The sequence below is a fragment of the Streptomyces roseifaciens genome (assembly GCF_001445655.1).
Taxonomy (GTDB): Bacteria; Actinomycetota; Actinomycetes; order Streptomycetales; family Streptomycetaceae; genus Streptomyces; species Streptomyces aureoversilis.
In genome coordinates, this window is sequence record NZ_LNBE01000004.1 from 1,223,988 (window position 1) to 1,235,908 (window position 11,921).

Sequence of the window (11,921 nt, forward strand, 5' to 3'; positions counted from 1 at the left end):
CCGCGACCGCCCACAGCCCGGCCGCCACCGGCACCCCGGCGCCTGCCCGCGGCCCCGTGGCCGACGGAGGCCCGGCATCGTCCCGAGCCTCCGTGGCCACCGGGGGCCCCGCGGCCGGTCCGGCGGCGTCCCGCGGCTCCGCCGACCCCCGCGGCTCTGCCGGCTCCGCCGCCCCGGCTGCGTCCCGCGACCCCGCCGCCCCCGCCGCCCCGGCGGCCCCCCGCGGCCTCGCCGCCCACGGCCTGAGTCTCGGTTACGCGGGCCGCACCGTCGTCGACGGCGTCGACCTCGCCGTCCCCGGCGGCGCTGTCACCGCCGTCGTCGGCCCCAACGCTTGCGGCAAGTCCACCCTCCTGCGCGGACTCGCCCGCCTGCTGGCCCCGACCGCCGGCACCGTCACCCTCGACGGCGCCGACATCCACCGCATGCCCGCCCGCGCCCTCGCCCGCCGTCTGGGCCTGCTCCCGCAGCAGGCCGTGGCCCCCGAAGGCGTCACCGTCGAGGGGCTCGTACGCCTCGGCCGCTACCCGCACCAGCGCATGCTCACCCCCTGGTCCAAGGCCGACCAGGCCGCCGTCGAAGAGGCCCTCGCCCGTACCGGCACCGACGTCCTGCGCGACCGCCCGGTCGACCAGCTCTCCGGCGGCCAGCGGCAGCGCGCCTGGATCGCCCTGGCCCTCGCCCAGGACACGCCCCTGCTGCTCCTCGACGAGCCCACCACCTTCCTCGACCTGCGCCACCAGCTCGACGTGCTCGACCTGGTCGAGGAGCTCAACGCCGAGGCCGGCCGCACCGTCGTGATGGTCCTGCACGACCTCGGCCAGGCGGCGCGGTACGCCGACCACCTCGTGGTCATGTGCGACGGCAGACCGGCCGCCGCCGGCCCGCCGGCCGACGTCCTCACCGCCGAACTCGTCGAGGAGGTCTTCCAGGTGGAGTGCCGGGTCGTGCCCGACCCGGAGACCGGCACGCCCCTGGTCGTCCCCCGGGCCCGCTCCGGACGGCGGCGCGCCCCCGGCCGGCCCGCCGCCTGAGGCCCACCCGCACCCGCCGGACCTCGGCCCCAAGCCCCACCCCCCAAGCCCCCACCCCCCACACCCGTCCCTCCCCTACCGCTCAGACTGGAGTCCGCCGTGACCACCCACCTCAGACCACCCCTCCACCGGCTGCGCAGGGCGCTCGCCGCGCTCCTCGCCGTGATCATCGGCACGGCCGTGCTCGCCGCGTGCGGCGGCGACGAGAAGGCGAAGGACGAGGGCAAGGCCGCGGGCGGCACCGGCTTCCCGCGCTCGATCACCCACGCCATGGGCACCACCGAGATCAAGCAGAAGCCGAAGCGCGTCGTCGTCCTCGACACCGGCGAACTCGACGACGTCACCATGCTCGGCATCGAGCCCGTCGGCGCGGTCTCCCCCCACATGAAGACCGAGGGCGGCTTCCCGCAGTACCTGTCGGCGAAGACGAAGAACACCAAGGACGTCGGCCCCATGGCCGAGCCGAACATCGAGCGGATCATCTCCCTCAAGCCCGACCTGATCCTGTCCTCCAAGGTCCGCCACGCCAAGGTCTACGACCGCCTCAAGGGCATCGCCCCGACCGTCTTCACCGAGACCACCGGCGCGCCCTGGAAGGAGAACCTCAAGGTCCACGCCAAGGCACTCGGCCTGGAGAAGGAGGCGGAGGCGGCCATGGGTGCGTACGAGAAGCGCGCCAAGGCCCTCGGCGAGGAGATCAAGAAGAAGAACAACGGCACGATGCCGACCGCGTCCGTCGTCCGCTTCGTCGCCGGCCCCACGCGCCTCTACCAGAAGGCCTCCTTCAGCGGCGTCGTCCTCTCCGACACCGGCCTGCGCCGCCCCGCCTCGCAGGACGTCGACGCCCCGATGACGGACGTCTCGCCGGAGCAGATCGACAAGGCCGACGCCGACCTCGTCTTCGTCACCGTCGCCGACGACCCCGAGAAGACCCAGCAGAGCGCCGTCCAGGACAACCCGCTGTGGAAGGGCCTCGGCGCCGTCAAGAACGACAAGGTCGTCCAGGTGCCGGACGAGACGTGGATGTCCGGCATCGGCATCCAGGCCGCCAACCGCGTCGTGGACGACATCGCCAAGGCCGCCGGCGTCGACGTCCCCAAGTAGCCGGTCCGCGGGGCCGGTTCACCCCGGCCCCGGACCCGGCCACCGGCAGCACCCCCGTTCCCCGGGCCCGCCGCCGGGCCGTCACCCCCTCCTCAACGGCCCGGCGGCGTCCCCCCCCCCACGTCCCCCCACGCATCACCGCCCCCCGCAGCCTGTCGAAAGGCGCTCCTGTGCGGCTTCACCTCCTCGCCCTGAACCCGACCGACTCCGTCACCCTCGGCTTCCTGCCCGCGGCCGCCCGTCTCGGAGTCGAGGTCACGCTCCTCACCGACCAGCCCGCCGCCCACCGCCGCGCGTACGAACAGAGCGTCGCCGACGGCGGCAAACTGCCCGAACTCTCCGTCCTCGGCTGCGACGTCACCGACTTCCGCGAGGTCGTCGCCCGGATCTCCGCGCTCGGCCGGTCGGCCCGCCCCGACGCCGTCTTCACCAACAGCGACCACCTCCAGCCCCAGGCCGCTCTGGCCGCCGCCTACTTCGGCCTGCCCGGCAAGGACTGGCGCTCCGCCCTCGACGCCAAGAACAAGGCCCAGCTGCGCCGCCGCCTCGCCGAGGCCGGCGCCGACACCGTCCGCTCCGCCGAACTCGCCCCCGGCGACGAGCCGGAGGGCCTGCCCGGCCGGCTCGCGGACCTGGGCCTGCCCTTCCCCTGCGTCGTCAAGCCGCGCGAGGGCGTGGCCAGCGAGGACGTCGTGCTCGCCGAGGACGAGGCGTCCCTCGTCCGCCACTGTCACGACATCCGCACCCGCAGGCCCGGCGCCTCCCTCCTCGTGGAGGAGTACCTGGACGGCGAGCTGCACACCCTGGAGACGCTCGGCGACGGCAGCACCCTGCACGCCCTCGCCTCCTTCCGCACCCGCCTGTCCCCGCTGCCGCACTTCATCGAGGAACGCCTCGACCTGCTGCCCGCACCGCCGCAGCCGCACACGGAACAGGTGCTCGCCCAGCTGCGCGCCCTCGGCGTCGGCTTCGGCGCCTGCCACACCGAGTACGTGGCCCAGGGCTCCCGCGCCCGCATCATCGAGGTCAACTACCGCGCCATCGGCGACCAGTGCGACCTCGCCCTCGCCGACGCCCTCGGCGTCCCCCTCTTCGAGCACGTCCTGCGCACCCACCTCGGCGAGCCGCTGCCCGCGGACCTCGGCGCGCGACCTGACGGGCGGCTGCGCGTGGAGTATGTCTGTGCGGACCGCGGGGGTACGCTCGAAAAGGCCCCCCCGGCGAGCGACACCGAGCGCGACGGCGTACGGCTGGTCTACCGGCCGCTGCGCGGAACCGGCGAGGCGCACCCGCTCCATCGCACCAACCGCGACTACCTCGGCGTCATCAGGGCGACCGGCACCGACCAGGGCCGGATCGACCGGGAAGTCGACGCGTTCCTGGCCGCACAGCGCTGGGAGATCATGTCATGAGCCTGACCAGCACGGACGTGGTGGAGGGCGACCTCCTGAGCCGCGTCCTCAGCACCCTGCTCCGCGAGGACGCCTACGGGCTGCGCCGCCACGCCCTCACCGAGCACCGCCCCGACGGCGACTGGCTCCACCTGCGCACCGCGGACGGGACCGTCCTGCTGCCCGTCGGCCCCGACGGCTTCCAGTGCGAGGTCCGGGTGCGCGAACCGCTCGCCGAGACGGACGGCGGCGTCCTCACCGGGCTGCGCCCCGTCCTCACGCGGCTGCGCGCCGCCGTGCCCCCCGAGGACCGGGCCGGCTACGACGCCTTCCTCGCCGAGTGCGAGGAGGCGCTGGCCGCCGCCCGCCTGCACGACCGCGTCCGCGACGGCGTCACCGCGCACCTGGCGGAGACCTACGGACAGCGCACCGACGGCTGGACGGGCCCGGGCGGCTCCCTCGCCTACGACACCCTCGCCGCCTACCGCGACCACCCCGTCTACCCCACCGGCCGCTCCCGCGCCGGCCTCAGCGAAGACGAACTACGCGCGTATGCGCCCGAGTTCCACCCCTCCTTCGCCCTGCGCTGGCTCGCCCTCCCGCACGGCGCCGTGCGCGGCGACCGGTCCGGCCTGCCCTCCTGGTGGCCCACCCCCGCCGGGCTCGGCCTGAGCGGGCTGGACGCCACCCACGTCGCCCTGCCCGTCCACCCGCTCACCGCGGCCGGCCCCCTCGAGGCGGCCCTGCGCGAGGCCGGACTCGGCGGATCCGCCCGCTTCGCCGAGAAGCCCTGGCTGGAGGTGCTGCCCACCCTCTCCACCCGCACCGTCGCCGTCGCCGACGACCCCGCCGTCCACCTCAAACTGCCCCTCGCCACCGCCACCCTGGGCCTGCGCAACCGGCGCACCATCAAGCCCGGCACCCTCCTCGACGGCGAGACCGGCCAGCGCCTCCTCGAAGAGGTCATGGCCCACGAGCCCCGCTTCGCCGGGCGGATCCTCCTCGCCGACGAGCGCACCCACCTGCAGTCCGACCACGAACTCCTCGCCGTCCTCGCCCGCCGCTACCCCGCCGGCCTGCAGGACGCCCACGTCCTCCCCGTCGCCGCGCTGCTCGCCCGCACCCCGGGCGGCTCCCTCGTCGCCGACGAACTCGCCGACCGCTACTACGACGGCTCCCTCGCCGCCCTCCTCGACGCCTACCTCACGCTCCTCCTGGACTGGCACACCACCCTCTTCTCGTACGGCATAGGCCTCGAATCCCACCAGCAGAACACCTCGCTCGTCCTGGACGCCCCCGGCGGCCGGACCCGTATGCGGCTGCTGCTGAAGGACAACGACGGGCCGCGCGTGCACGGCGTGCGCCTGGCCGCCCGGCTCGGCGGGGCGGCCGCCGACCTGCTGGGCTTCGACGACCGGCGCATCCTCGTGGCCGGCGACGGGCCCGTGGCCGACGTGTTCGCCACCATCACCGTCCACCTCTGCGCCGCCGCCCCCCTCTTCGAGCTCGCCCGGCTCGGCCGCGCCCCCCTCGGCGAGCTCCTCGCCCGCCTGCGCGACCGGCTCGCGGAAGCAGTCGAACGCACCGCCCGCACCGCCCCCGGCGCCGCCGCCGTGCTGCGCGCCCGCGTCCTCGACGCCGACCGGCTGCCGGTCAAGGCCATGGTCACCGCCGGCACCCTGCTCACCAAGGAGCGCTCGGGCGCGGCCGACATCAACAAGCACTACGTCCAAGGGCCCAACTACCTGCGGGGCGCGGGCAGATGACGGCCGTACTCCACGGCGGCCGCACCCGCGAGGAACGGCCCGTGCTGCGCACCCGCCAGGTCCACGCCGTCGCCGCCTGCTACTTCGTCGCGTCGTTCGCCGCCCTCGGCCTGCCCCCCTACCTCACCGAGATCCTGCCCTCCCTCGGCGACCACGGCGCCCGGTGGGCCGGGCTGCTCTACATCGTCCCCACCGTCTTCGGCGCCCTCGGCGCACCCCTGTGGGGCCGGCTCGCCGACCGCTACGGCCGCAAGCGCCTCCTGCTGCGCGCCCAGTTCGGCCTCGCCCTGTCCTTCCTGCTCGCCGGGACGGCCGACAGCCTGCCCGCCTTCGCCGCCGCCCTCGTCCTCCAGGGCGTCCTCGGCGGCACCTTCGCCGCCTCCAACGGCTACCTCGCCGCCTCCCTCGACGGCCGGCGGCTCTCCTGGGCGCTCACCCTGATGCAGGGCAGCGCCCGCCTCGCGCTCGTCGCCGCGCCCGTCGTCGTCGGCGGCCTCACGCCCTGGCTCTCCCCGCACCGCCAGTACGCGCTCCTCGCCGTACTGCCGCTGGCCGCCGCCCTGATGCTGGCAGCCCTCCCCGAACCGCCGCCCACGGCGCCGCCCGCACCCGCCGCCCCGGAGGAGGAGGGCCCGCCGCCGGGCCCGCTGCGCACCCTCTACGCCCTCGAATTCGCCTTCGTCCTCGCCACCGTCATCTCCTACCCGTACCTCATCACCCTGGTCGCCGAGCGGCTGCCGGGCCTCGGCCCCTCCGAGAGCGGCGCGCTCTTCGCCCTCCCGCACGCCTGCTACCTGCTGCTGGCCAAGCCCGTCCACGCCGCCGTCGCCCACCGCCCGCACCTCGGCGCCGTCACCGGCTTCGCCTGCGTGGCCGTAGCCCTCGCCGGGCACTGGGGAGCCGGCACCGTCGCCTCCTTCGTGGCGCTGCGGCTGCTCCTGGGCGCCGGCATGACGCTGGGCCTGGTCAGCCTGTCCGCGCTCGCCGCCGAGGCGAGCCGGGGCCGCGGGCCCGGCCGCCTCTTCGGCTCGCTGGAGTTCATATCCAAGGCCGGAGCCGTCGTCGCCGGAGCGGCAGCCGCCGCCTCCACCGGCATCTGGGGCCCGGCCGCACCCGCCGTCGCAGGATCCGCCGTCGCCGCCCTGACGGCCGTCATCAGCACCCCCACCCTCCTCCGCACCCGCTGGAGCCGCTGAATGTCCTCCGCAGCCGCCGCCGCCCTCCCCGGCGTGGCCACCGCCGACCACGTGGTCGCCCACACCCTGCTCAACTGCCTGCTCCGCGAGGTCTCCGGGCCCGAGCACCAGACCGCCGTCACCGACGGCCACCTGCTGCTGCGCCTGCCCCGCTGCGGCGTCCTGCTCCGCGTGGGGCTGCGGCGCGCCTCCTTGTTCGGCGCGCACCGCTTCACCGGCCCCGTCCGGACCGAGCGCGACGGCACCTGGACCGAGCTGACGTGGCAGGAGCTCGCCGAGCACATCCACCGCGAGCTGGAGCTGCGCACCGGCGTCCGCAACGAGGAGTTCCTCGGCCAGGTGGCCGCCAGCCACGCCGGCGTCACCGCGGCCCTCGGCGCCCCGCGCGGCGCGGCGGGCCCCGACGCGTACATGGAATCCGAGCAGTCCCTCCTGTTCGGCCACCGCTTCCACCCCACCCCCAAGGCCCGCACCGGCGCCCCCGAGGACTGGGGCCGCTACGCCCCCGAGGCCCGCGCCCGCTTCCCCCTGCACCACCTGGCCGTGCGGCGCGAGCACGTACGCCAGGAGGCCGCGGCCGACGGGGCCCTCGCCGCCCTCGACCGGCAGCGGCCCGTCCCCGACGGCTACCGGCTGCTGCCCGCCCACCCGTGGCAGTACGCGATGCTGCGCGAGCACCCCGTGCTGCGCGCCGCCGTCACCCGCGGCGACGTCCTCGACCTGGGCCCCGGCGGCGAGCCCTTCGAGCCGACCGCATCCGTGCGGACGCTCTACGACGGCCGGGACTTCCTCAAGTTCAGCCTCAACATCCGCATCACCAACTGCCTGCGCAAGAACGCCGAGTACGAGCTGACCGGCGCGGTCGCCCTCACCCGCCTGCTGGAGCCCGTCGCCGCCGACCTCGCGGCCCGCTTCCCGGGCGCCGGCCTGCTGCGCGAACCCGCCTACCGCACCCTCGACCTCGGCAGCCGCGAACTCGCCGAGGGCTTCGGCGTCATCGTCCGCGAAGGGCTCGGCGCCCGCCTCGCCCCCGGCGTCACCGGGCTGCTGGCCGCCGCCGTCGCCGACGAGTACCCCACCGGCGGCGCCCACCTCGGCGCACTGCTGCGCGGCGGCGGCCCCGCGGAGGCCCTCGCCTGGTGGAAGGCCTACCTCGCGCTGCTCGTCCCGCCGGTGCTCGCGGCCTACTTCGACCACGGCGTCGTCCTCGAACCCCACCTGCAGAACGTCGTCCTCGGCGTCGGCGCCGACGGCATGCCCCGGCAGGTCCTCTTCCGCGACCTGGAGGGCACCAAGCTGCTCCCCGGCCACCACGCCGCGGCCCTCGCGGCGCTCCCCGCGGACGTGGCCGGGCCCCTCACGTACGACCGCGAGCGCGGCTGGGACCGCGTCGTGTACTGCCTGGTCGTCAACCACGTCGCCGAGATGCTCGCCGCCCTCGCCGACCGCCACCCCCGCCTCGAACCCGAGCTGTGGACCGCCGTCCGCGGCATCCTCGCCGACCGCGCCGCCGCCCACGGCAACCCCCCGCTGCTGCGCGCCCTCGTCGCCGGGGTGCCGCTGCCCGCCAAGGCCAACCTGCTCACCCGCTGGGAGCGCAAGGCCGACCGGGACGCCGGCTACGTGCGCATCTCCTCGCCCCTGGTGCCGGACCTGCTGTCCGCCCTCACCACGGCCGCCCGCACCGAGACCACCTGGAGCGCAGCACAGTGATCCTTCCCCGTGTCGCCGGGCACGCCGCCGGCCTGCCCGGCGAGGAACTGCCCGCCTACGTCTACGACCTGGCGGCCCTGACCGGGCACGCCGCCGAAGTGCGCGCGGCCCTGCCGCCGGAGACCGAGCTGTACTACGCGGCCAAGGCCAACCCCGCCCCCGAGCTCCTGCAGGCCCTCGCCCCGCACGTCAGCGGCTTCGAGGTCGCCTCCGGCGGCGAACTGGCCCACGTCCGCAAGGCCGTCCCCGGCCTGCCGCTCGCCTTCGGCGGCCCCGGCAAGACCGAGCCCGAACTGCGGCTCGCCCTCGACCTGGGGACCGAGCGCATCCACGTGGAGAGCGAGAGCGAACTGCGGCTGCTCGCCGCCCTCGCCGCCGAACGCCCCGGCGGGGCGCCCGTGGACATCCTGCTGCGCGTCAACCTCCCCGTGAGCGAGGGTGACGGCGCGAGCCGCGACGGGCACGGCGAGCTGGCCGGCGCGGCCCTCGCCATGGGCGGCCGGCCCAGCCCCTTCGGCCTCGACCCGCGCCGCGCCGAGGCGTGCCTGCCCCTGCTGCGCGGCACCCGGCTGCGGCTGCGCGGCATCCACGCCCACCTGGCCAGCGGGCTCCCCGCGCCCGCCCTGCTCGCCGTCGCCGCCCGCGTCACGGCCTGGGCGCGCGAGCTGGACACCCGGCACGGCCTCGGGCTGGACGAGGTGAACGTGGGCGGCGGCATGGCCGTCGACTACGCCCGCCCGCACACCCGCTTCGACTGGGCCGCCTACGGCGCGGGCCTCGCCGCACTCGCCGCCGCGCACCCCGGCTACACCCTGCGCATCGAGCCCGGCCGCGCGCTGACCGCCCACTGCGGCTGGTACGTCACCGAGGTCCTCGACGTCCGGCACAGCCACGGCGAGGCGTTCGCGGTCGTGCGCGGCGGCACCCACCACATGCGCACCCCCGCCGCCAAGGGGCACGACCACCCCTTCACGGTGCTGTCCGTCGACACCTGGGAGCGCCCCTGGCCGCGCCCGGCCGCGCTGGACGAACCGGTCACCCTCAGCGGGCAGTTGTGCACCCCGAAGGACGTCCTCGCGCGGGCGGTCCCGGTCGCCGAGCTGCGGGCGGGGGACCGGATCGCCTTCGCGATGGCGGGCGCGTACGCCTGGAACATCTCGCACCACGAGTTCCTGATGCACCCGGCGCCCTCCTTCCGCTTCCTGCCCTGAGCGGGTCCTGAGGGGCGGACCCGCGATCGTGCGGCGGGGGGGGGCGGGAGTTGGCCGGTTCCCACTGGTTTCCCGGCGTTTTACTCCTACATGGATGGTGAATGCATCTATATGGGCGTACCGTGATCCCCGCGGTCCCCGCCGCCCCCGAGGCGGGGCCCGCACCCCACGGGGGAGCAGCCGTACCCGGACACCCGGGCGGCCTACCGAAAGGGGAGAACGCAACGATGTGCGGGATCACCGGATGGATCTCCTACGACCAGGACCTCACCGCCCTCACGACGGCGCGCGGCACGCTCGACGCGATGACGCACACCATGGCCTGCCGCGGACCCGACGCCGGCGGCACCTGGCTCGGCACCCACGCCGCCCTCGGCCACCGCCGCCTCGCCGTCATCGACATCGAGGGCGGCGCCCAGCCCATGCGCGTCGAACGCGACGGCCGCACCCTGCTCGTCACCACCTACAGCGGCGAGGTCTACAACTACCGCGAGCTGCGCGCCGAGCTGGAGAGCCGCGGGCACGCCTTCCGCACCAGCAGCGACACCGAGGTCGTCCTGCACGCCTACCTCGAATGGGGCGAGGACTTCACCGAGCGCCTCAACGGCATGTACGCCTTCGCCCTGTGGGACCCGCGCACCGAGGAACTCCTCCTCGTCCGCGACCGCATGGGCATCAAGCCGCTGTACTACCACCCCACGCCCGACGGCGTCCTCTTCGGCTCCGAGCCCAAGGCCATCCTCGCCCACCCCGCCGTACGCCCCGCCGTCGATGCCGAAGGCCTCGCCGAGCTCATCGCCTTCACCAAGACCCCCGGCCACGCCGCCTACAAGGGCATGTACGAACTGCCCCCCGGACACACCGCCCGCATCCGCCGCGGCGGCCTGACCCTGCGCCGCTACTGGGCCCTGGAGGCCCGCGAGCACACCGACGACCTCAAGACCACCGTCCGTCACGTGCGCGACCTGCTCGACGACATCGTCGGCCGCCAGCTCATCGCCGACGTCCCCCTGTGCACCCTGCTCTCCGGCGGCCTCGACTCCTCCGCCATCACCGCCCTCGCCGCCGCCGGAGCCGGCCCCGTCCGGTCCTTCTCGGTCGACTTCACCGGCCACACCGAGAACTTCCGCCCGGACCCCCTGCGGCCCACCCCCGACGGCCCCTACGCCCACGCCCTCGCCGCCCACGTCGCCTCCCACCACTCCGACATAGTTCTCGACGCCGCCGACCTGATGGCCAAGGCCAACCGCGACGCCGTCATCGCCGCCCGCGACATGCCCATCAGCGGCTTCGGCGACGGCGACGTCTCCCTCTACCTGCTCTTCAAGGCCATCCGCGAACAGTCCACCGTCGCCCTGTCCGGCGAGTCCGCCGACGAGGTCTTCGGCGGCTACTCGTGGTTCCACAACCCCGACCACGTGCACGCCGGCACCTTCCCCTGGGCCGCCGCCGGAGCCGCCGACCGCTTCGCCGGCGAGCACAGCGGAGGCCGCTCCGCCCTCCTCGACCGCGGCCTCCTCGCCAAGCTCGACCTCGCGGGCCACGAGGACACCCGCTACCGCGAAGCCCTCGCCGAAGTGCCCCGCCTGCCCGGCGAGACCGGCCTGGAACGGCGCATGCGGGAGATCAGTTACCTGCACCTGACGCGCTTCGTCCAGCTCCTCCTCGACCGCAAGGACCGCGCCAGCATGGCCGTCGGCCTGGAGGTCCGCGTCCCCTTCTGCGACCACCGCCTCGTCGAGTACGTCTTCAACACCCCCTGGGCCATGAAGACCTTCGACGGCCGCGAGAAGTCCCTCCTGCGCGCCGCCACCCGCGACCTCCTGCCGGACGTCGTCGCCGACCGCGTCAAGAGCCCCTACCCCAGCATCCAGGACCCCCGCTACGCCGCCGCCCTGCGCGCCGAGCTCTCCCGGGTCCTCGCCGACAAGGACGCGCCCGTACGGCCCCTGCTCGACACCGCGGCCGTCGCCGGCTCCCTCGCCGACGACGCCGGCGAGTCCTTCCGCTCCGCCACCGAACTCGTCCTCAACCTGGACGCCTGGCTGCGCATGCACGACACCGCGCTGGAGCTGTAGAAGCGGTAGAGTCCGAGCGTGGCCCTGAAGATCAACGTCGACCCGGACGCGGCCGAGCCGCCCTACGAGCAGATCCGCGCCCGGATCGCCGAACGCGCCCGCTCCGGCGAACTCCCCGTCGGCTACAAGCTCCCGACGGTGCGCGGCCTCGCCGAAGAACTGGGCCTCGCCGCGAACACCGTCGCCAAGGCCTACCGCGCACTGGAGGCCGACGGGGTCATCGAGACGCGGGGGCGCAACGGCACGTTCGTCGCAGCGCCCGGCGACACGGCGGCCCGTGAGGCCGCGGCTGCGGCCGCGGCCTTCGCGCAGCGCGCGCACCGTCTGGGCCTGGACCACGAGGCGGCCCGCGCCGCAGCGGAAGAAGCCCTCCGCGCGGTCTACGGTTAGACCACCCGGGCCGACGACCGGCACGGCACCGCCGGGCC

The 11,921-nt window shown here is 75.2% G+C and carries 9 protein-coding genes; all 9 read left to right on the top strand.

Annotated elements, in window-relative coordinates:
• Nucleotides 1-242 precede the first annotated feature (242 nt).
• Complete coding sequence (locus AS857_RS22600) at nt 243-1,034, top strand: ABC transporter ATP-binding protein (protein ID WP_058046994.1); 792 nt, start codon at nt 243-245, stop codon at nt 1,032-1,034.
• A 99-nt stretch (nt 1,035-1,133) separates the two neighbouring features.
• Nucleotides 1,134-2,138 (top strand): ABC transporter substrate-binding protein, encoded by a 1,005-nt coding sequence (locus AS857_RS22605; RefSeq protein ID WP_058045094.1) that lies wholly within the window; start codon nt 1,134-1,136, stop codon nt 2,136-2,138.
• Nucleotides 2,139-2,308: 170 nt separating this feature from the next.
• Nucleotides 2,309-3,550, top strand: coding sequence for an ATP-grasp domain-containing protein (locus tag AS857_RS22610; RefSeq protein WP_058045095.1), 1,242 nt, complete (start codon nt 2,309-2,311; stop codon nt 3,548-3,550).
• The gene (locus tag AS857_RS22615; protein WP_058045096.1) at nt 3,547-5,295 is read left to right on the top strand and encodes an IucA/IucC family protein; all 1,749 of its coding nucleotides are present in this window, start codon (nt 3,547-3,549) and stop codon (nt 5,293-5,295) included. Before AS857_RS22610 ends, AS857_RS22615 begins: the two co-directional genes overlap by 4 nt.
• On the top strand, nt 5,292-6,491 hold the full coding sequence (locus tag AS857_RS22620; RefSeq protein ID WP_058045097.1) for an MFS transporter: 1,200 nt from the start codon (nt 5,292-5,294) through the stop codon (nt 6,489-6,491). Before AS857_RS22615 ends, AS857_RS22620 begins: the two co-directional genes overlap by 4 nt.
• Nucleotides 6,492-8,204 carry an IucA/IucC family protein gene (locus AS857_RS22625; protein WP_058045098.1) on the top strand — a complete coding sequence of 571 codons (1,713 nt, stop codon included), beginning with the start codon at nt 6,492-6,494 and terminating at the stop codon, nt 8,202-8,204.
• Entirely contained in the window at nt 8,201-9,415 is a 1,215-nt protein-coding gene (locus tag AS857_RS22630) for an alanine racemase (protein ID WP_058045099.1), read from the top strand. Before AS857_RS22625 ends, AS857_RS22630 begins: the two co-directional genes overlap by 4 nt.
• A 227-nt stretch (nt 9,416-9,642) precedes the next feature.
• A complete protein-coding gene (gene asnB, locus AS857_RS22635) occupies nt 9,643-11,493 on the top strand; it encodes an asparagine synthase (glutamine-hydrolyzing) (RefSeq protein ID WP_058045100.1) in 1,851 nt (616 codons plus the stop codon).
• A gap of 18 nt (nt 11,494-11,511) precedes the next feature.
• Nucleotides 11,512-11,883 carry a GntR family transcriptional regulator gene (locus AS857_RS22640; protein WP_058045101.1) on the top strand — a complete coding sequence of 124 codons (372 nt, stop codon included), beginning with the start codon at nt 11,512-11,514 and terminating at the stop codon, nt 11,881-11,883.
• Nucleotides 11,884-11,921: the final 38 nt, after the last annotated feature.